General features: G+C 48.1%; 15 protein-coding genes. 12 read left to right on the plus strand and 3 right to left on the minus strand.

The window, feature by feature from the left end:
* The first annotated feature begins 9 nt into the window (after positions 1-9).
* The 9 genes from dnaA to R2083_RS00045 all read left to right on the plus strand — a co-directional run bounded on the left by dnaA (position 10) and on the right by R2083_RS00045 (position 14,304).
* Positions 10-1,374: a chromosomal replication initiator protein DnaA gene (gene dnaA, locus R2083_RS00005; protein ID WP_411172533.1), complete on the plus strand. Its 1,365-nt coding sequence runs from the start codon at positions 10-12 to the stop codon at positions 1,372-1,374.
* 188 nt (positions 1,375-1,562) lie between these two features.
* Positions 1,563-2,678, plus strand: a complete 1,116-nt coding sequence (gene dnaN / locus R2083_RS00010) for a DNA polymerase III subunit beta (protein WP_317537091.1) — start codon at positions 1,563-1,565, stop codon at positions 2,676-2,678.
* A gap of 83 nt (positions 2,679-2,761) precedes the next feature.
* The gene (gene gyrB, locus R2083_RS00015) at positions 2,762-5,182 is read left to right on the plus strand and encodes a DNA topoisomerase (ATP-hydrolyzing) subunit B (protein ID WP_317537092.1); all 2,421 of its coding nucleotides are present in this window, start codon (positions 2,762-2,764) and stop codon (positions 5,180-5,182) included.
* A 191-nt stretch (positions 5,183-5,373) separates the two neighbouring features.
* Complete coding sequence (locus R2083_RS00020; protein ID WP_317537093.1) at positions 5,374-7,953, plus strand: type I restriction-modification system subunit M; 2,580 nt, start codon at positions 5,374-5,376, stop codon at positions 7,951-7,953.
* 1 nt (position 7,954) lies between these two features.
* Positions 7,955-9,190, plus strand: a complete 1,236-nt coding sequence (locus tag R2083_RS00025; protein ID WP_317537094.1) for a restriction endonuclease subunit S — start codon at positions 7,955-7,957, stop codon at positions 9,188-9,190.
* A 130-nt stretch (positions 9,191-9,320) separates the two neighbouring features.
* The gene (locus R2083_RS00030) at positions 9,321-9,575 is read left to right on the plus strand and encodes an antitoxin (protein ID WP_317537095.1); all 255 of its coding nucleotides are present in this window, start codon (positions 9,321-9,323) and stop codon (positions 9,573-9,575) included.
* A complete protein-coding gene (locus tag R2083_RS00035; protein ID WP_317537096.1) occupies positions 9,572-9,979 on the plus strand; it encodes a type II toxin-antitoxin system VapC family toxin in 408 nt (135 codons plus the stop codon). The genes R2083_RS00030 and R2083_RS00035 overlap by 4 nt, the downstream gene beginning before the upstream one ends.
* Positions 9,976-13,092 carry a type I restriction endonuclease subunit R, EcoR124 family gene (locus R2083_RS00040; protein ID WP_317537097.1) on the plus strand — a complete coding sequence of 1,039 codons (3,117 nt, stop codon included), beginning with the start codon at positions 9,976-9,978 and terminating at the stop codon, positions 13,090-13,092. Before R2083_RS00035 ends, R2083_RS00040 begins: the two co-directional genes overlap by 4 nt.
* Before the next feature lie 156 nt (positions 13,093-13,248).
* Positions 13,249-14,304 (plus strand): hypothetical protein, encoded by a 1,056-nt coding sequence (locus R2083_RS00045; RefSeq protein ID WP_317537098.1) that lies wholly within the window; start codon positions 13,249-13,251, stop codon positions 14,302-14,304.
* 79 nt (positions 14,305-14,383) lie between these two features.
* On the opposite strand, the gene typA is transcribed toward R2083_RS00045, so the two are convergent.
* On the minus strand, positions 14,384-16,198 hold the full coding sequence (typA, locus tag R2083_RS00050; RefSeq protein WP_317537099.1) for a translational GTPase TypA: 1,815 nt from the start codon (positions 16,196-16,198) through the stop codon (positions 14,384-14,386).
* A gap of 119 nt (positions 16,199-16,317) precedes the next feature.
* Between typA and R2083_RS00055 the strand changes: the two genes are divergently transcribed.
* Entirely contained in the window at positions 16,318-17,301 is a 984-nt protein-coding gene (locus R2083_RS00055) for an ornithine cyclodeaminase family protein (protein ID WP_317537100.1), read from the plus strand.
* A 31-nt stretch (positions 17,302-17,332) separates the two neighbouring features.
* On the opposite strand, the gene R2083_RS00060 is transcribed toward R2083_RS00055, so the two are convergent.
* Entirely contained in the window at positions 17,333-19,444 is a 2,112-nt protein-coding gene (locus R2083_RS00060) for a methyl-accepting chemotaxis protein (protein WP_317537101.1), read from the minus strand.
* Between the two features lie 106 nt (positions 19,445-19,550).
* Here R2083_RS00060 and R2083_RS00065 point away from each other — a divergent pair.
* A protein-coding gene (locus R2083_RS00065; RefSeq protein WP_317537102.1) for an IS5 family transposase occupies positions 19,551-20,314 on the plus strand; the annotation gives its coding sequence in 2 pieces (ribosomal slippage) (positions 19,551-19,866 and positions 19,866-20,314; 765 coding nt in all).
* A 273-nt stretch (positions 20,315-20,587) separates the two neighbouring features.
* On the opposite strand, the gene R2083_RS00070 is transcribed toward R2083_RS00065, so the two are convergent.
* A complete protein-coding gene (locus R2083_RS00070) occupies positions 20,588-20,779 on the minus strand; it encodes a hypothetical protein (protein ID WP_317537103.1) in 192 nt (63 codons plus the stop codon).
* A gap of 148 nt (positions 20,780-20,927) precedes the next feature.
* On the opposite strand from R2083_RS00070, the gene cutA reads away from it, so the two are divergent.
* Positions 20,928-21,257, plus strand: coding sequence for a divalent-cation tolerance protein CutA (gene cutA, locus R2083_RS00075; protein WP_317529561.1), 330 nt, complete (start codon positions 20,928-20,930; stop codon positions 21,255-21,257).
* Positions 21,258-21,271: the final 14 nt, after the last annotated feature.

A 21,271-nucleotide genomic window follows, 5' to 3' on the forward strand; every position in this document is an offset into this window, starting at 1 on the left:
ATGCAATCACTGAACACTTTCTGGTTATCCTGCCTTGATCATTTTAGAAAAGAACTCAACGCACAGCAATTTAACACCTGGATCAAACCCTTACAGATTGATCCGGAACTGAATAGCGACGATGAGGTTGTGTTGATTGCACCTAACCGTTTCGTGTCGCAATGGGTTAAAGATAATTTCATCGGGCACATTGAAAACATGGCGCTGATGTACTTCGACAAGAAAATCCAGTTTCACCTGAAACTGGCCGAGCAAAACGATGCAAAAACCGTGATAGTCAAAGCCGCGCCGGTGGAAGCACCACAGGAGCCGCCAGCGGAACCCAAGGCCGCATACCAGCCCGGCAGGAAAAATCCCAGCGGTCTGAATCCTAATTTCACCTTCGATAATTTCGTCACCGGCAAAGCCAATCAACTCGCGCGCGCCGGTGCGATCCAGGTGGCGGAATCGCCCGGCATCGCGTACAACCCGCTGTTCATCTACGGCGGCGTGGGGCTGGGAAAAACGCACTTGATTCAAGCCATCGGCAATTACGTGCAGAAAAACGACAAAAACGCCAAGATCCGCTATGTGCATGCGGAAAAATACGTGTCCGATGTCGTCAGCGCTTACCAGCACAAAGCGTTCGACAAGTTCAAGCTGTACTACCATTCGCTCGATCTGTTGCTGGTGGACGATGTGCAGTTCTTTGGAGGGAAGAACCGCACGCAGGAAGAGTTTTTCTATGCGTTCAACGCGCTGATTGAAACGCATAAACAAGTGATTATCACGTGCGATACTTATCCGAAAGAAATTACCGGACTGGAAGAACGTCTGGTATCGCGTTTTGGCTGGGGATTGACGGTAGCGGTCGAGCCGCCGGAACTGGAAATGCGCGTGGCGATTTTGCTAAAGAAAGCCGAGCAGGAAAAAATCCGTCTGGGCGAAAATGTCGCGTTTTTCATTGCCAAGCATATCCGCTCCAATGTGCGTGAGCTGGAAGGCGCATTGAAACGCGTGCTGGCTTTCTCGCGCTTCATCGGTCAGGAAATCACCTTGGATCTGGCGAAGGAGGCATTAAAGGACTTGCTTGCCGTGCAAAGCCGGCAAATCTCGATCGAGAACATCCAGAAAACCGTCGCCGATTACTACAAAATAAAAGTATCGGAAATGTATTCCAAGAAGCGCTCGCGTATCGTCGCACGGCCACGGCAAATGGCAATGGCCATCGCCAAGGAACTGACTTCATTGAGTTTGCCGGATATCGGCGAGGCGTTCGGCGGCCGGGATCATACCACCGTGCTGCATGGCTACCGCAAAATTAACGAATTGCGCATTTCCGATCCGGTGGTGAACCGCGATTTCAACGCGCTGATACTCATTTTGAGAGGTTGATAACAGTTGAACAGTTTGTGTATAACTCTTGTTTTAAAAAATCCGCCATTTTTATCCACAAACTATCCAAGCAGTATACACTCGCCATACAAAGCAAAATTTTAAACTATCTTGTTGATATTCAGCAGATGTTAGAAACTATACAGAAGATTGGCGGACATTATTAAATTACTATTACTTTTATATAAATGCTTTTAATTAAAACCAACCGGGATACCTTGTTAAAACCGCTGCAGACAGTCACCGGAATTGTCGAACGCCGTCAGACATTGCCTATCTTATCGAATGTGCTGATCCGGCAAACTGCGGAAAAGACCTCTTTTTTGACCACTGATCTGGAAATACAAATCAAAACGGTTGCAACCATTGATTTGTTGCCCAAACAGGATTTTTCCTTAACGGTTTCCGCGAAAAAACTTCAGGATATTCTGCGTTCTCTATCCGCCGACGCCGAAGTAACCTTAACCCGGCAGGACGATCATCTCTACGTCAAATCCGGCAAAAGCGCGTTCAACCTGCAAATACTTCCGGCGGAAGACTTTCCAGAAGTTGCGGAAGAAGCTGAATCGGAAAATGCGATCACGCTGAAACAAAAAGAATTAAAAGATTTATTGCACCATGTCCAGTTCGCCGTCGCGCAACAAGACATCCGTTATTACCTGAACGGTCTGTTGTTATTGACGGATAACAAGAAATTCATCAGCGTTGGCACCGACGGACATCGTTTGGCTTACATCGAGGCGGCACTGGACAAAGCACAGAAAAAGCAGGAAGTCATCCTGCCACGCAAGGCCGTGTATGAACTGTCCAAACTGCTCGAAGATAACGAAGAACCGGTAACCATTGAATACTTCCAGAACAAGGTGCGGTTTTCCTTTTCCGGCATTGTCCTGACGTCCAAAGTCATCGATGGTAAGTTTCCCGACTACAATCGCGTTATCCCGACCCGGAACAACAAACAGTTTGAAATTAGCCGCCAAACCTTCTTGCAAGCGTTGCAACGGGTATCGATACTGTCTAACCAAAGCGAAAAATTCCGCGGTGTGCGCTTGATCGTCAGTGAAAATAACTTGCGTATCGTTTGCAAAAACAACGAACAGGAAGAAGCCGAAGAAGAACTGGAAATCAACTACACTGAAGAATCGGTGGATATCAGCCTGAACATCACTTATCTGCTCGATTTATTGAACAATGTGGATAGCGAAACCGTGCAATGCGCGTTTGAAAATGCCAACAGCAGCGTGCTGATCACAATACCTGGGAACGATGCGTTTAAATATATCGTCATGCCGATGAGAATTTAAGCGCATGTGCGCAAGCACTCAGCAAAATCGGCAACTATCGAAGTCATTTCCTGCAACTTACATAACCCTGAAAATCCTGACCCATGAGCGATCAAAATCCCAACGTACCTAAAGACAGTTCGAGCGATTACGGTTCCGAAAGCATCAAAATCCTGAAAGGCTTGGACGCCGTGCGTAAACGGCCCGGCATGTACATCGGCGATACCAGCGATGGCACGGGACTGCATCATATGGTGTTCGAAGTCGTCGATAACGCCATCGATGAAGCGTTGGCCGGTCATTGCGACGAAATCACCGTCACCATCCATCCGGATAATTCCGTCAGCGTCATCGACAATGGCCGCGGTATTCCAACCGGTATTAAGCATGACGACGATCTGAAACGCTCCGCGGCGGAAATCGTCATGACCGAACTGCATGCAGGCGGGAAGTTTGACGACAATTCGTACAAGGTTTCCGGCGGTTTGCACGGTGTCGGTGTATCGGTGGTCAATGCGTTGTCGGAATGGTTGAAACTGACCATCCGCCGTGACGGAAAAATCAACCAGATGGAATTTCGCATGGGTGTTCCGGTCAAGCCGCTGGAAGTCACCGGCGAAAGCGAACGCCACGGCACCGAAGTGCACTTTCTCGCCAGCAAGGACATTTTCGGCAACGTCGAATACCATTACGATATTTTCGCCAAGCGCTTGCGCGAACTGTCTTTTCTCAACAATGGCGTGAAAATCCACCTGATCGATCAACGCACCGGTAAGGATGAGAGATTCGCTTTCACCGGCGGTATCAAAAACTTTGTCGAATACATCAACCGCAGTAAAACGGTGCTGCACCCCAGTATTTTTTATGCAGCTGGTGCGAAGGACAACATTGCCGTCGAGGTCTCGATGCAATGGAACGACAGTTACACCGAGCAGGTACTGTGCTTCACCAACAATATTCCGCAAAAAGACGGCGGCACGCATTTGACCGGCCTGCGCGCGGCGATGACGCGCACGCTCAACAATTACATCGAAAAAAACGAACTGGCGAAAAAAGCCAAAGTGGAAACCTCCGGCGACGACATGCGCGAAGGTTTGTCGTGCGTTCTATCGGTGAAATTGTTCGAGCCTAAGTTTTCGTCGCAAACTAAGGAAAAACTGGTGTCTTCGGAAGTACGCCCAGTGGTGGAAGAAGTCGTGGCGCAAAAACTGACCGAGTATTTGCTGGAAAATCCCATCGACGCCAAAACCATTTGCAACAAAATCATCGATGCCGCTAGAGCGCGCGAAGCGGCGCGCAAAGCCCGCGAATTGACGCGTAGAAAAGGCGTTCTGGATAGCATGGGACTGCCGGGCAAGCTGGCCGATTGCCAGGAAAAGAATCCGGCATTGTGCGAACTGTACCTGGTCGAGGGTGATTCCGCAGGCGGTTCCGCCAAGCAAGGGCGCGACCGTAAATTCCAGGCCATCATGCCGCTCAAAGGTAAGATCCTGAACGTGGAAAAAGCGCGTTTTGACAAACTGATCTCGTCGCAGGAAATCATTTCACTGATCACCGCGCTCGGTACCGGCATCGGCAAGGACGAATACAACCCGGACAAGCTACGCTACCACCGCATCATCATCATGACCGACGCGGACGTGGACGGCTCGCATATCCGCACGCTGCTGCTGACGTTCTTCTACCGCCAGATGCCCGAATTGATCGAACGCGGCCACATTTACATCGCGCAACCGCCGCTTTACAAAATCAAGCACGGCAAAAAGGAACGCTACGTCAAGGACGACCATGAATTGAAACAATATATGTTGAGCCTCGCGCTGGACGGTTCCGAGCTGCATACCGGCGGCGATAAACCGGCATTAACCGGCGAAACGCTGGAAAAAATCGCCAATGAATACATCCTGGCGGAAGCGGTTATCGAACGCATGAGCCAAGCCATCGACAGCACTGTCATGCACGCACTGCTGCGCCAGCCCGATGTCGACTTAAGCAACGGCCAAGCCGCGGCGGACAGCGCAATCCGTTTGGCTGCGCGCGTCAAGGACGTGGAAATCGTTGCGGAATACGACGATCTGCACGAACGTTACCGCCTCAAAATCATGCGTATGTCGCACGGCAACGTGCTGACCAGCTACCTCGACATTGATTTCCTCGAAAGCGGCGACTACGCGCAAATCCAGAAAACCGCGCAAGTGTTTGACGGCCTGCTGAGTCAAGGCGCGTATATTCAGCGTAATGAACGCAAACAAACAGTCAGCGAATTCAAGCACGCGCTCGAATGGCTGCTGGAAGAAGCGAAAAAAGGCCTGAACGTGCAACGCTACAAAGGCCTCGGCGAAATGAACCCCAGCCAGCTCTGGGAAACCACCATGGACCCGGAAAACCGCCGCCTGCTGCGCGCGCAAATCGAAGACAGTATTCTCACCGACGAAATCTTCACTACCCTGATGGGCGATGTGGTGGAACCGCGCCGGGCGTTTATTGAGAAGAATGCGTTGAGGGCGACAAATATTGATATTTAGGAAAGCTATCGAATGTCAAAATAAGTGAAATTTAGTATAAGTTATTGAAATTTAAATAACGTAATGAATGAAAGTATGGGTAGTGAGTAAGTGGGGCTCGTCAAGAGCCCTTTTTTTTAAGACTGAATTACATTTGTTCATCAAATGACTTGTAGGCTATGTAGGGATCATTTTGGGAATAAAGCTCACCGATGAATAAGCAACAATTAGCAGCCAAAATCTGGGAATCCGCCAACCAGATGCGTTCAAAAATCGAAGCCAATGAATATAAGGACTATATTCTTGGCTTTATTTTTTACAAATATCTTTCAGATAAAGAATTACAGTTTGCCAAAAAAGAAGACTTTTCTGCCGAAGATATTAAAGCGCTGTCAGAGGATGATGCAGAAACCGTTGAATATTTTAAAAGCAACATTGGCTACTTTATTGCCCATGAAAACCTTTTTTCCACTTGGATTGCAAAGGGAAAAGACTTCGATGTTTCCAATGTACGCGATGCGCTCTCTGCCTTTAGCCGTTTAATTCCAGTACACAAAAAGCTGTTTGATGGTGTTTTTGACACCCTGCAAACAGGCCTCAGCAAGTTAGGCGAAAGCGCAGCGGTGCAAACCAAAGCCATTAGCCAGCTCATTCACTTGATTAAAGACATCCCGATGGATGGCAAGCAAGATTACGATGTGCTTGGCTTTATTTATGAATACCTGATTAGCATGTTTGCCGCCAATGCGGGTAAAAAAGCAGGCGAATTTTATACGCCGCATGAAGTATCGTTGCTCATGTCCGAGCTCATTGCGCACCATGTCAAAGACAAAAAAGAGATTCAGATTTATGACCCAACCAGTGGCTCAGGCTCATTGCTCATCAATATAGGCCAATCCGTTGCCAAGCATATCGATGATGAAAACAACATCAAATACTACGCGCAGGAGCTCAAGCAAAATACCTACAACCTCACGCGCATGAACTTGGTGATGCGTGGCATTTTGCCCAGCAACATCATCACGCGTAATGGCGATACCTTAGAAGATGACTGGCCCTATTTTGATGAAAGTGACCCCACCAACTCCTACAACCCGCTGTATTTGGATGCGGTGGTTTCTAACCCGCCCTATTCACAAAAATGGGATTCCGAGCATAAAGACACCGACCCGCGTTATGCCCGCTTTGGCTTAGCACCCAAAACCAAGGCCGACTACGCCTTTTTGTTGCATGATTTATATCACCTTAAACCGGATGGCATGATGACGATTGTCTTGCCTCATGGCGTGCTGTTCCGTGGCGGTGAAGAAGGCGTTATTCGTCAAAAACTCATTGAAGCCAACCATATCGACGCCATTATCGGCTTGCCCGCCAATATCTTTTTTGGCACAGGTATCCCGACCATCATCATGGTGCTCAAACAAAAACGTGCGCAACCCGATGTGCTGATCGTCGATGCCTCCAAAGGCTTTATTAAGGTTGGCAAAAACAACAAGCTCAGAGCCTCCGATATTAAACGTATTACCGATACCGTAATCGAGCGGCAAACCCACCCCAAATATTCCAAGCTGGTGAGCCGTGACCAAATCCGTGAAAATGATTACAACCTCAATATTCCAAGGTATGTCGATTCATCTGAACCGGCAGAGAGCTGGGATATATACGCCACCATGTTTGGCGGTATTCCCGATAAAGAAATCAATGCGCTGGCTGATTTTTGGCAGGCTTTCCCCAATTTAAGGGCGGCGCTATTCACCGCAACTTCAAGTGAATATTCCGCGCTCAATGTGGCAGACATTAAAACCGCCATTACCCAGCACGCCGATGTCAAAGCCTTTGCGCAACGCTTTAACGCCGCTTTTGCGGATTTTGATGGTTTTTTAAAGCAAGGGCTACTCACCAACATGCAAACGGTGAACATTCAAAAACAACTCACCGTGATCAGTGACGATATTTTTAGCCGTCTAAAGCCTATCCCGCTCATCGACAAATACGAGGCCTATCAACTGCTCGACGACCATTGGACCAGCATCGCGGTGGATTTAGAAATCATCCAAAGCGAAGGCTTTGCCGCCACCAAACAGGTTGACCCCAATATCGTCAGCAAGAAAAAAGACGGCAAAGACCAAGAAGTGCAAGAAGGCTGGCTAGGCCACATTATGCCGTTTGAGTTGGTGCAACAAACCTACTTAAGCGGTGAACTGCAACAGATTCAAAGCAAAGAAAACCGCTTGGCAGAAATAAGCGCAGAAGTTGAGGAAATACTCGATTCACTGACTGAGGAAGAAAAATCCAGCGCAATCGTTAACGTAGCGATGGACGCTTTTGTGGCAAGCGAGGTAGCCAAAGAAGCCAAACAACTCAAAGCTGAAGTTAAAAAAGGCGTTGTATTTGCAGAAGAAACGATAGAAATCAAAACATTAAAAGTAGACGCGCTGCTTGCGGAAGAAAAAGAACTCAAAAAACGACTCAAAGCTGAAACTGCCGCGCTTCACTTAAAAACCAAAATCGCCATTGAGGCGTTAACAGACGCACAAGTGTGCGCAATGCTAGAACTGAAATGGATTAACCCACTGGTCGCCGCGCTCGACCTACTGCCTACCGTGCTGATACACACCCTCACCACCGAGGTGCAAGTGCTGGCGGATAAATACGCCACCACCTATGCAGATGTGGCAAAAGAGATTGCTAGCACAGAGGGTGAACTCGCCAGCATGATAGACGAACTCACCGGCAACGCCTTTGATATGCAAGGTTTGGCTGAGTTTAAGACGTTCTTGAAGGCTGATTAAGATGGCTGACATAAAAAAAGTGCCAGTCATTCGGTTTAAGGGATTTAATGAAGAGTGGATAGATGGTCCATTGGGAGAGGCTGTTGAATTTTTTAGTGGACTTACTTACTCCCCAAAAGATGTAGTCGATAGCGATGGAACATTAGTTCTTCGTTCATCAAATGTGATAAATGGGGAAATAGTTAATGCAGATGATGTGTTTGTGAATTCTGAAGTTGTTAACTGCGACAATGTAAGAGCAGGTGATATTGCTGTTGTAGTAAGAAATGGATCTCGTTCTTTGATTGGGAAACATGCCCAAATCAAAAGAAAGATGAACAATACCGTCATAGGTGCTTTTATGACTGGAATACGTTCGGAGCAACCAAACTTCATTAATGTACTTCTCGATACCCAACAATTCAATAAGGAAGTAGAAAAAAATCTTGGTGCAACAATAAATCAAATTACGACTAGTGCATTTAAAAAAATGCAATTCAGTGTTCCAGACCCAACCGAACAAACCCAAATAGGTAGTTATTTCCAAAACCTCGATAAGCTGATTAGCTTGCATCAAGCCAAGGTCGATAAGCTGGTTAACCTCAAAAAAGCCATGCTTGAAAAAATGTTTCCCAAAGATGGTGCTAATGTCCCTGAAATTCGGTTTAAAGGTTTTGAATTGGCCTGGGAAGAGAAAAATATTACAGAACTAGGTCAAATATTTATTGGTTTAGTGACAACTATGACCAAGTATTATCGCGAATCTGGTGCTTTGCTCATAAGAAATTCTGATATTAAAAATAATCACTTTAAATTTGCAGATTCGCCAATTTTTCTTGATGAGCAATTTGCGAACGATAACTCAAACCGTAAACTTCAAATTGGGGATGTTGTAACAGTACATACTGGCGAAGCCGGCACTTCTGCTGTTATTGCCAAAAGAGAAGAGGGTTCAATTGGATTTGCTACAATTAATACTAGACCCAACAAAAAAATAATTGATTCAAATTATTTATCAACGTTTTTAAACACAGACACACATAAATATTTTGCTATCAAAATGTCCACAGGTGATGGGCGAACAAATTACAATTTAGGTGACTTTTTTAAATTAGTTGTACCACTACCAAAATTAGAAGAGCAAAAGAAAGTAGGCAGTTATTTCCAAAACCTCGACAAGCTGATTTTCCTCCACCAAACCGAGTTAGATAAACTCAACAACCTCAAAAAAGCCTGCTTGGAAAAGATGTTTGTCTAAGGAAATGATTGGCTTTTTTGATTCTATTTTTAAGCCAGCACACCGTGCGAACGTAGCGTTGCATTATCGCTTAGCCCTGTCTAAAATACATACAGTCTAGTACACACATTTATTGCGGGAGATCAACATTATGCAAACACTAACGACACGGGTGTTTATGAATGGCAATAGCCAAGCGGTGCGCATTCCGCAGGCTTTTCAACTGGATGTTCAGCAAGTTGAAATAAGCCGTGCGGAGAATGGCGACCTTGTGATTCACCCCATAAAACCTAAACGGGGCGATAGCTTGCTAGCGGCACTCACGCAGTTTGACGATGATTTTATTGAGGCATTGTCGGAGGATGTTTCAACTGCGCAAACGATGCAAGATAGAGATGCTTTATGAGGTATATGCTGGATACCAATATCATCATCTATTTGCTGAAAAATAAGCCCGTCGCGGTTGCAGAGCGGGTGAATGCACTCAGTGACGATGATGTGTTGTGTATGTCTTATATTACTTACGCGGAGTTGTTAAAAGGTGCTGAGCGCAGTGTGCGTAAAGCGCAGGTACTTAAACAGATTAAACAGCTGACGCTGAGCATCCCTGTGGAATATGCGATTGATGCAAGAATTTGCCAGCATTACGCGGCGCAGTTTACCCAGCTTAAAACTTCTGGCACACCGATTGGCGCGAATGATTTGTGGATTGCCTGCCATGCGCTGGCAGTGGATGCCACTTTAGTGACTAATAATGTAGGCGAATTCGAACGTGTGCATAGCTTGAGCATTGAAAACTGGAGCCTATGACCTTCCCCTCTGAAGCCCGATTTGAAGCCGCCTTGATTGAAGAACTCTCAAACAAGGGGTGGGAAAAGACTGTGCTAAAAAACCCGGCGGAGGCGGATTTACTCAACAACTGGGCACAGATTTTATTTGAGAATAATCGAGAGCGTGACCGCTTAAACGATACACCACTAACGAACAGCGAAATGCAACAAATCATGGAGCAGATTGCCGAGCTACGCACGCCGCTAAAACTCAATGGCTTTATCAATGGCAAGACGGTGGCAATTACACGGGATAACCCGGCCGACACTTTGCATTTGGGTAAAGAAATCAGCTTGAAGATATACGACCGCCGCGAAATTGCCGCCGGGCAAAGCCGTTACCAGATTGTGCAACAACCGAGATTTAAGAGCCATTCCAAAATTCTGAATGACCGTCGCGGCGACCTGCTGCTGTTAATTAATGGCATGCCCGTGATTCACATAGAGCTTAAAAAAAGCGGGGTAGCGGTGAGCCAAGCTTGCCACCAAATTGAGAAATATGCCCATGAGGGTTTGTTTACGGGCATTTTTTCATTGCTGCAGTTGTTTGTGGCGATGGAGCCAGAAGAAACGTTGTATTTTGCTAACCCTGGGCCAGACGGCAAATTTAACAAAGATTATTTTTTTCATTGGGGTGATTTTAATAACGAGCCGATTAACCACTGGAAAAAAATCGCCGCTGATTTGCTCTCTATCCCGATGGCGCATCAACTGATTGGTTTTTATACCGTGGCGGATGATACCGATGGCGTGCTGAAGGTGATGCGTAGCTACCAGTATTACGCTGCCAATGCGATTTCGACCAAGGTAGCCAAAACGGATTGGGAAAATACCAACCAACTAGGCGGCTATATTTGGCACACCACAGGCTCAGGCAAAACCATGACCAGCTTTAAATCTGCTCAACTGATAGCCAACTCAAAAGATGCCGATAAGGTGATTTTTTTGATGGACAGGATCGAGCTGGGCACGCAATCGTTGCTTCAGTATCAAGGCTTTGCCGATGAAAACGAAGACGTGCAAGCCACCGAAAATACAGGTGTTTTAGTCACCAAACTAAAAAGCACCGACCCTGCCAATACCTTGATTGTCACCTCGATTCAAAAGATGAGTAATATCAAAGATGAGGCAGAGGGACTAACAGCGCATGATGTAGAAATCATGCGGGCAAAAAGAGTGGTGTTTATTGTGGATGAGGCGCATCGTTCCACTTTTGGCGATATGCTGATTACGATTAAGCAAACCTTTAACAATGCCTTGTTTTTTGGATTTACTGGCACGCCGATTCATGATGAAAACCAACGGCAAATGAACACCACCGCCACGGTGTTTGGCGATGAATTGCACCGGTACAGCATTGCCGATGGCATTCGCGATAAAAACGTATTGGGGTTTGACCCTTATAAGGTGATGACCTACAAAGACAATGAGTTACGCAAAGCGGTGGCGCTTGAAAAAGCCAAAGCCAGCAGCGAAGCCGAAGCGCTGGCTGACCCCAAGAAAAAAGAAGTGTTTAACCACACTATGCGCAAAGTGAGCATGGCGGGGCATTTGGACGAGGCTGGGCAATATGTAAAAGGCATTGAAGATTACATATCGAGCGTGCAATACGAACGTATTGAACATCAAGAAAAAGTGGTTGAGGATATTTTGGAGCACTGGGTCACGTTAAGCCAAAACGGGAAATTCCACGCGATTTTGGCAACCAGTAGCATTAAAGAAGCGATTGAGTATTACAGATTGTTAAAGGCTAAGTGTGATTTAAACATCACCGCGCTGTTTGACCCCAACATTGATAACAACGGCAATGCGCACGATAAGGAAGCCGGTTTGCTGGAAATTGTTGAGGACTACAACCAGAAATTTGGCCAAGCCTTTACCTTTGCGGCGCATGATAAATTTAAAAAAGACATTGCTGCCAGACTCGGCCACAAAAAACCCTATGCGCAAATTGCCAAAACACCCGAGCAGCAAATCAATTTGCTGATAGTGGTTGACCAGATGCTGACTGGCTTTGACTCAAAATGGCTCAATACTTTGTACTTGGATAAAGTGATTAAGTACGAAAACATCATTCAGGCATTCTCACGCACTAATCGACTGTTTGGGCCTGATAAACCGTTTGGCACGATTCGCTATTATCGTAAGCCACATACGATGGAACAGCATATCAACCGTGCAGTTAAATTGTATTCAGGCGACAAACCGATTGCGCTATTTGCGCAACGGCTGGAAAGTAACCTGAATAAGTTAAATGCGATTTATGAAGAAATTGTTGAGTTGTTCATCCATGCGGGCGTTGCTAATTTTGAGAAACTACCTAACGATTTAACTGAACGAGGCAAGTTTGCCAAGCTGTTTAAGGCATTAAATGATTATTTAGAAGCTGCAAAAATTCAAGGCTTTAAATGGAGCCAGTTAACGTATGAATTTGGTAATTCCAAATCTGTCGTGACCTTAAAATTTGATGAAAACACCTACCTGATTTTGGCGTTACGTTATAAAGAGCTATTTAGTAGCGGAGCTGGCGGTGGTAGCAGTGATGTGCCTTTTGAAATTGATGGCTATCTAACGCAGATCGATACCGGGATTATTGATGCGGATTATATGAATTCCCGATTTGAGAAGTTCTTAAAGACACTCCGGCAAGCAGGTGACGATAGCGGGGAAGTTCAAAAAACGTTAGATGAGTTACACAAGTCTTTTGCTTCGCTCACGCAAGAAGAACAAAAATATGCCAATATTTTTCTGCATGATGTTCAGAGTGGCAATATCACCATAGATATCCAAAAAACCTTTAGGGACTATATAACCGAGTATCAATTTACGGCTAAAGATACAGAAATACATGAGATTGCACAGGATCTTGGCTTAGATGAAACCAAGCTAAGAGCGATGATGAATACTGGTATCACCGAGGCTAACCTTAATGAATATGGGCGCTTTGATAGCTTAAAAAGTACAGTTGATATTTGCAAAGCAAAGGCCTATTTTGAAAAATTAGAGGGCAAGTCACTTTCTGCATCCAGAGTGAAGATGAAAGTTCATCACTTACTTCAGAGATTTATTATTAATGGTCGCTTTGGAATATAAAGTCTTTTTAAATCGCCGCTATGATTATAGTTTTGAGCGAAGTGGCTTCAGCTTGTTGCAAATGGATGCCAAAACACCGCTACAGAGATAATTAAAGTTATTGTCAAAGCTAAAATGAAAACATCTTATTATTTATCTAAAAAAGGAGGTCGGCGCATGAAAGCTAAATCCCTTATTCCAAAAATCTGTTCCGTATCGCTGGCGCTTATCCTGGCGCAGGGTGTTTCCCACGCCATGCCCGGCATGCACGATTCCGGTAGCGGCGCGGCGACGGAGCGTCCGCGAGTGTCGAACAGCATCGGCGGGAAAATCAATTCACCCGGTTCTGAGATGGAGATCACTTACAGTGCCGACGGCAAGACGGCGATTTTTGTGTCGACGCGCGAAGGCGGTATCCAGTCTCCCGGCGATACTTACAGTTTCGATATCTGGATGTCGCATCAAGTCGACGGTGAATGGCAATCGCCGATTCATTTGGGGCCGGGTATCGATCCCAAGGTGGGGCCGGACATCAATACTTCGGCGTGGGAGCTGGAGCCGAGTTTTTCCGATGACGGCAACGTGATTTATTTTACCCGCTACGAAGCGGGCAATATGTTGTCCGGCGATTTGTACGTGGTGCAGAAAGTCGATGGCGTGTGGCAAGCGGCCAGAAATTGGAACGATGTGCCGGAGTTGCCGAGCATCAATACCTCAACCGGTGAGGAACATTGTCCGATCATCGCGTCCGATAGCTTGATTTACTTCAGTTATCATCAGCCGGGCGAGACGCAGGATAGCGATATCTGGAAGGTCGAAAAGAAAGACGGTGTGTGGCAAAAGCCGGAAAGCCTGGGGCCGAAGATCAATTCACCGCAGCGCGACCATATGCATTGGACGGGGTTATCGAAGGACGGTAAAAGCTTGATCATCACCAGCATGCGCACCGATTTGGGTTCGCGCGGCGGTCATGACGAGTGGATTGCCCGGCAAAATGCCAATGGTGAATGGCAGCAGCCGGTCAATCTCGGTGACACAATCAATACCGGCGGGGAAGATATGTGCTGGACATTCACGCCGGACGGTAAGCAATTCACCGGCAGCTGGGGGCCGCACGGCACGTATGACATGGATCTGCGCTGGGTGAATAAGGACGATGTGCCGCTGTTGAAGGACTTTGAGCCGATTGGTCCGCCGCCCAATCTGCTGAAAAACAGTAAAACAGGCGGATGACGGACAAGCGGTGAAACAGTGAAGCTTTAAGGTTGCGCCGGTATTACCTCATACCGGCGCAATGGATTGAAAATCGTGATTAAGCTGCCGCTCTCGATGCGCGTTTGCGTTCGTGCTCGAGTAAAAAGCGTTTACGGATGCGGATGGTTTGCGGTGTAATTTCTACCAGCTCGTCGTCGGCGATGAATTCAATCGCGGATTCCAACGTCAGTTGAATCGGTGGGATTAACGTCACCGCTTCATCGGTGCCGGAGGCGCGGATGTTGGTCAATTGCTTGCCTTTGATCGGATTGACGACCAGATCGTTATCGCGGGTGTGAATGCCGATCACCATGCCTTCATACAGGCGGTCACCAGGGCTGACGAACATGCGGCCGCGGTCTTGCAGTTTCCATAACGCATAGGCGACGGCTTCCCCCAGTTCGGCGGAAATCAGCACGCCGTTTCTGCGCGGCGGAATTTCCGGACGCATCGGGGCGAATTCGTCAAACACATGGCTCATCAGGCCGGTGCCGCGCGTCATGGTCATGAATTCGGATTGAAAACCGATCAGACCGCGCGCCGGAATACGGTAATCGAGCCGCACGCGGCCTTTGGCATCCGACACCATGTCTTGTAAATCGCCGCGGCGTGCGCCCAAGGCTTCCATCACTGCGCCTTGATTGGCCTCGTCCACGTCGACGGTGAGCATTTCAAACGGTTCACATTTGACGCCGTCGATCTCGCGGATCACCACGTGCGGGCGCGATACTGCCAGCTCGTAACCTTCGCGGCGCATATTTTCCAGCAGAATGGTCAGGTGCAATTCGCCGCGCCCGGAGATCAGGAACGAATCGGTCTCGGCCGTTTCTTCCATGCGCAAGGCGACATTGGTGAGCAATTCTTTTTCCAGACGTTCGCGCAATTGGCGGCTGGTGACGAATTTGCCTTCCTGTCCGGCAAACGGTGACGTGTTGACCTGGAATGTCATGGTCAGGGTTGGTTCATCAACAGCGAGAACCGGCAGCGCCTCAGGTTTGTCGACATCGGCCAGTGTGGCGCCGATACTGAGTTCGTCCACGCCGTTGATCAGTACGATGTCACCCGCCAAGGCTTCTTTCATTTGCACCCGTTCCAGACCCTGAAAACCGAGTACTTGATTGACTTTGGCTTTTTTCGGCGGCTTATCGCCCATTAACACCATGATTTCCTGACTGGGCCGCAGTTTACCGCGGCGGATACGGCCAATGCCGATACGGCCGACGAAACTGGAATAATCCAGCGCGCTGATTTGCAGTTGCAAGGGTTCATCGGGGTTTTCATCGGGAGCGGGGACGTAGCTGAGGATGGTGTCAAACAACGGGCGCATGTCCGTGCTGGGTTTTTCAATATCCAGCGTGGCAAAACCGTTTAACGCCGAAGCATATACAACTGGGAAATCAAGTTGCTCGTCGCTGGCGCCCAGTTTGTCGAACAAATCGAATGTTTGATCGACTACCCAATCGGCACGCGCGCCGGGGCGGTCGATCTTGTTGATCACGACAATCGGACGCAACCCCAACGCCAGTGCCTTTTTGGTGACAAAACGGGTTTGCGGCATCGGGCCTTCAACGGCATCAACCAGCAGCAAAACGCCGTCGACCATCGACAGCACGCGCTCGACTTCACCGCCGAAATCCGCATGACCCGGGGTGTCGACGATATTGATGTGGACGCCTTCGTAGTCGATAGCGCAATTTTTGGCTAAAATGGTAATGCCGCGCTCGCGTTCAATATCGTTGGAATCCATCACACGTTCAGAAATTTGTTGGTGCGCGGCAAAGGTGCCGGCTTGATGCAACAGTTTGTCAACCATTGTGGTTTTGCCATGGTCAACGTGAGCGATGATGGCGATATTGCGGATTGGGCGAGACATAAATAATTCCTCAAAAAATAAGCTTTTAGTTGTTGCGGCGGGGGCAGCATTATAGCAGCCGTAGCGTGAAAATGGCTAATTTTCCATTAACTTAATAGAATCTTCAGAGACAACGTTCCGTGCGGCAAAGTTCTGACATCCGGTATTTATCTTGGGATTTATTGCAATCGCTGCAATTAACGCCGCAGGAAATTGCGCTCAGTATTGAGCATCTGTTGCTCGGCCGTAAGCGGCAGCAGGTTTGGAATGCGCCCAAAGCGGTTATCACGCCGCCGGATGGCCGCTATATGATGGCTACGCTGGCGGCGGCCGACGATCCGCCTTTTCTCGCCGTCAAAGCTTTGGTGTTGAACCCGGATAACCCTAAAAACGGCTTGGCCAGTATTAATTCGCTGGTGACTTTGCTCGATAGCCGCAACGGATTGCCGCTCGCGGTGATCGACGGCAACTGGGTTACCGCGATGCGCACCGCCGGATTGAGCGCGGTTGCCGCCAAGCGGCTGGCACGGCCGGATGCATCCGTTGCCGCGTTTATCGGTTGCGGGGTGCAGGCGCACAGTCATTTGCAGGCTTTCGCGGCACTGTTTCCGCTTAAGCGCATTCACGCACTCGGACGTGGAGCCGGGAGCCGCGATGTTTTTTGCCGCAGCGCGGAAAAAATGGGACTGACGGCGATTGCCAGTGAAACTGTGCAGGAAGCGTTACGCGATGCGGACGTGATCGTTACGTCCGTGACTTTGTCGCCGCAACTGGTTCCTTTTCTGGATGCGCGCTGGTTGAAGCCCGGTGCTTTCGTCACCATGACCGATCTGGCCGCGCCGTGGCTGGCTGGAAGCATGGCGGCGTTTGACCGGATTATCGTTGACGACCTGGAACAGGAAGCCAGCATGCCCAAACCGCTGGTTGATCCGGCGCTGGTGCGTGGCGATCTGACCGGATTGGTGACGGGCGATGCCGCTGGGCGTTGCGCAGCGGATGAGCACACTGCATTTGTGTTCCGGGGGTTGGCGTTGGGGGATTTGGCGGTGGCCGGGTTGGCTTACCAGCGCGCCCGCGAATGCTCGCAAGGCGCGCTGTCCGGTTATCAGGATAGAGCAAGTTGATTGAATTGATCAGCCTGCCGCTGCCGGGATTTTAGAATTCTTCCCAATCCTCAGCGCCACCTCCAGCTGCAACTTTGCGTGGTTGAGCCGTTACGGCTTCAGTGTTTGTTACGGCTTTCACCGCAGGCTTTTTCCGCGCAGGGCCGCGATTCGGCAGTTTGGCTATGCTGGCGGAGCGATTGTTTCTTTTGATCACCGCCGGTGTTCCTGAGTAACCTTCCGATAATTTGAAGGTGTTTATCGCTTGCGTTAATGCATGGGCTTGTTCTTGCATCGATTCCGCTGCGGCTGAAGCTTCTTCCACCAAGGCGGCATTCTGTTGCGTGGCTTCGTCCATTTGGGTTACCGCTTGATTAACCTGTTCAATACCGGAGCTTTGTTCTTGCGATGCCGCGGAGATCTCGCTCATGATGTCGGTAACGCGTTTTACCGCAGTGACGATTTCGTCCATGGTTGCACCCGCTTCATCCACCAGGCGTGTGCCATCTTCTACTTTCGCTACAGAATCACTGATCAGTTCCTTGATTTCTTTCGCTGCTGCTGCGGAACGTTGCGCCAGTGTACGTACTTCTGTCGCTACCACCGCAAAGCCACGGCCTTGTTCACCGGCGCGCGCCGCTTCCACCGCCGCATTCAGCGCCAGAATATTGGTTTGGAACGCAATGCCGTCGATCACGCTAATGATGTCGACAATTTTCTTCGAGCTTTCGTTGATCGAGCTCATGGTTTGCACCACTTGACCTACTACCGAGCCGCCTTTCATCGCAACTTCCGAGGCACCGGCAGCCAGTTGATTGGCTTGGCGCGCGTTGTCGGCGTTTTGTTTGACGGTGGAGGTCAATTCTTCCATCGACGATGCGGTTTCTTCCAGGCTGGAGGCTTGCTCTTCCGTGCGTTGGCTCAAGTCCGAGTTGCCCGATGCGATTTCTCCCGATGCCGTTGCGATTTGGTCGGTTCCCGAACGCACTTTACCGACCAGGTCGACCAGATTCTCATTCATCGCTTTCAGTGCTTGCAACAGCCGCCCGGTTTCATTCGTGGATGTCGCTTCTATCCGTTTGGTGAGGTCACCGGTCGCTATGGCATTGGCGATACTGATCGCTTCCTGCATCGGCTGTGTGATGCTGCGTACGATAAAGACTGCGAACATAATCGCAAAAGTCAGTAAAGCCGCTATTAAACCAATCATCAAATAAACTGTTTGCTGCAGATTTTCTTCGCGGGTATGCAGCGCTTGCGTGAGAATCTCAGCAGCAGTGAAATTGTAATCATAGATGGTGTCGATTGTGCGCGTAAGCTCGGCAATATATTCAGTCGCGGGCAGTTTTAGTTCCTTCGCTAGTAATAATTCTTGGGTTACCATGAGCAATGTCTTTTCGACTAAAGTTTTGATTTCATTACCTCTAGCTTCCAGAGCAGCTTTTATTTTTGGATCGGAGTGCATTGATTTTTCGACATTACGCAAGAATTCCGTGGAAAACTGATTGACATTACTGGCCAGCCCCCCCAGTTTAGTTCGACCTTCGTCATTTATATGTCCCAAAGTCAAGAAAGCTGTACCGGCTGCACGCATTTGACCCAAGTTTTCAGCTAATCTAGGCGCATTGAGCATGGTTGCATTAATCAGGAAGTAGGTGTTTTTGGCCGGATCCAGTAACAGATTGGATTCAATGAGCACTTCCTCACTGATAAGCATAAGGGCCTGAACTATTTTGGTATGCTGCGCTGTGCTTTCCGGAGCTTTGAGCCGACGCGCAGGAACAGCTTGTTGAATTTCGGTGATGCGCTGTTTTTCAGCTGACCAAAATGACACATTTTGAGGAGATATATTTGCTTCCTTAAGCTTGGTATCTACTAAATTGATGGCTTTATTCAGTTCGTTCTGAGTTTCTAACAAGCGACCGGCTACGGATTCATTGCCGTTGAGTAATGCAGCAGATAGAGCACGATGTTGTTGAGTGAATTGCACCACTTTCTGTAACGCAATGACTGGTTGAGTACCCGCAGCTTCCCGTTTTGTGGTATCGAGTTCGGTGATCACTGTGTTAATGTAAAGTGCTGCCGGCACTGCGGCTATCAGCAATAAAAATACTGTCAGGATGGTCAGTTTCTGTGGCATGTTCATGTGATTCAGAAGCATCATGGCGCTTTCTCCATTTTTGTGTAGTTGTTTCGATTAGATAGCTTGGTATCAAACCGAAGCTATAAACAGTCTAGGGCCTGTTAACGCTATTTGATATAATTTGGTGATGGAAATCACCGAAACTCAATATCAACAGATCGAGCACTGCCTGCCGCGTCAGCGTGGCAACGTCAGCCATTCCAATCTGCAAGTTCTCAATGCCATTCTTTACGTTGCCGAGCATGGCTGCAAGTGGCGAGGACTGCCCAAGCGATTCGGCAACTGGCATACCATCTATACCCGCATGAATCGCTGGGCAAAGAGTGGTGTACTGAGCCATGTATTTGGGCAACTTCAGCATCAGCAAATCATCCGTATCCGTATTGAAACTGTTTCGCTGGACAGCACCAGCATCAAAGTCCATCCCGACGGTACGGGTGCGTTAAAAAAAACGGCCCCCAATCCATCGGAAAATCTCGAGGTGGATGGACCACCAAAATTCATCTGGTTGCCGCAGATTCCAGAACAACCATAGGCTTTGCCCTCTCGCCCGGTCACGCCCACGATGCGCCAGAGGGCAGGCAGCTTTTGCTTTCCCTCGGTCCCGTCAATACGCCCACCTACCTGCTGATGGATCGTGCTTATGAGGGCGACCAAACCTGGCAACTGGCACTAGATTTGGGTTACATCCCGGTTGTTCCGCCCAAAGCAAATCGCTTGTCACCCTGGGAATACAACCGTGCCATGTACAAAAAACGCAACGAGATCGAACGATTGTTCAGAAGGCTCAAGGGATTTCGCCGCATCTTCTCCAGGTTCGATAAGCTCGATGTCGTCTTCATCTCCTTTATCCACTTCGCTCTCATCGTCGAAGCAATCAGATTGTGTTAACAGGCCCTAGTAATTGCTGGAGGAAAATCATCTTTGATGAGATTTTTACTCTTGTAAACTTAAGCAAGCTTTTACTGTAAGTAACTTCTTACGGAAAATAGAAACAGCTCTTTAAAGCTTTTAGCAAGCACCTATTTTTAATACTGATCCTAAGTTCAACCACAGAAATGTAAGTAACCGGGAGAGTTATTGAGATTGATGCAAAGAATTTTCGCGCAACTTTGTCATTGGAATTGCTAGAGTTTATCAGGGCCTTTTGGTGAGAATGGTTTGCTATTCTTTCTCGGCGCCTGTCATCAGAAATTTGACGAGCAGCGCGAAAACGAAGGGAATTGTGCTTAATCCTGTCACCATATAATGCTCGGCCGTGAATTGATCGCCTTCATCCATGATGATGTAGCCAAAAAATACCGAGACCGGGGTAATGATCGATAGCGCTATAACCAAGTTAAATAGTCCTTTCATTTGCTCTACTCCTTGCGATTAATTATTTTTTAAGTATATGCGTATTGGCGCGGCATGCCCAGTGCGCGCGTTTGCTATCACAACTGTCCATTGCAGCGCTAAGCGAGGTAAAATCAGCTTATTTATTGTGTATTAACTGATAACGCCAATGGAAGCGGTACTGATCATTTCCAATTTTCCTGACGAAAAGTCGGCGATGCAATTGGCGGAAGCTTTAATTCATCAGCAACTGGCTGCATGCGTCAATGTGCTGAGTCCGTGCGCTTCCGTCTATCGCTGGCAAGGTAAAATCGAATCGGCCGGAGAAATTCCGGTTTTGATCAAAACCCGGAAGCAGCACTATGACCGGGTTGAACAGTTGATCAAGATGATGCATCCTTATGAACTTCCTGAAGTGATTATGGTTCCTATAACCGGTGGCCTGCCTGCTTATTTGCAGTGGATCGCCGACACAACACTACTATCCGATTCCGATTAAACACGACTGAATAC

Origin of the sequence: Nitrosomonas sp. Is35 (genome assembly GCF_033063295.1) — a bacterium.
In the GTDB taxonomy this organism is placed as follows: domain Bacteria; phylum Pseudomonadota; class Gammaproteobacteria; order Burkholderiales; family Nitrosomonadaceae; genus Nitrosomonas.

Bases quoted from the DNA above. Each gene is read 5' to 3' on its own strand.
- R2083_RS00030 (WP_317537095.1), top strand. From the start codon at position 9,321: ATGCAAACACTAACGACACGGGTGTTTATGAATGGCAATAGCCAAGCG.
- R2083_RS00035 (WP_317537096.1), top strand. From the start codon at position 9,572: ATGAGGTATATGCTGGATACCAATATCATCATCTATTTGCTGAAAAAT.
- R2083_RS00020 (WP_317537093.1), top strand. From the start codon at position 5,374: ATGAATAAGCAACAATTAGCAGCCAAAATCTGGGAATCCGCCAACCAG.
- dnaN (WP_317537091.1), top strand. From the start codon at position 1,563: ATGCTTTTAATTAAAACCAACCGGGATACCTTGTTAAAACCGCTGCAG.
- R2083_RS00045 (WP_317537098.1), top strand. From the start codon at position 13,249: ATGAAAGCTAAATCCCTTATTCCAAAAATCTGTTCCGTATCGCTGGCG.
- R2083_RS00040 (WP_317537097.1), top strand. From the start codon at position 9,976: ATGACCTTCCCCTCTGAAGCCCGATTTGAAGCCGCCTTGATTGAAGAA.
- R2083_RS00025 (WP_317537094.1), top strand. From the start codon at position 7,955: ATGGCTGACATAAAAAAAGTGCCAGTCATTCGGTTTAAGGGATTTAAT.
- cutA (WP_317529561.1), top strand. From the start codon at position 20,928: ATGGAAGCGGTACTGATCATTTCCAATTTTCCTGACGAAAAGTCGGCG.
- R2083_RS00070 (WP_317537103.1), bottom strand. From the start codon at position 20,779: ATGAAAGGACTATTTAACTTGGTTATAGCGCTATCGATCATTACCCCG.
- gyrB (WP_317537092.1), top strand. From the start codon at position 2,762: ATGAGCGATCAAAATCCCAACGTACCTAAAGACAGTTCGAGCGATTAC.
- R2083_RS00060 (WP_317537101.1), bottom strand. From the start codon at position 19,444: ATGATGCTTCTGAATCACATGAACATGCCACAGAAACTGACCATCCTG.
- typA (WP_317537099.1), bottom strand. From the start codon at position 16,198: ATGTCTCGCCCAATCCGCAATATCGCCATCATCGCTCACGTTGACCAT.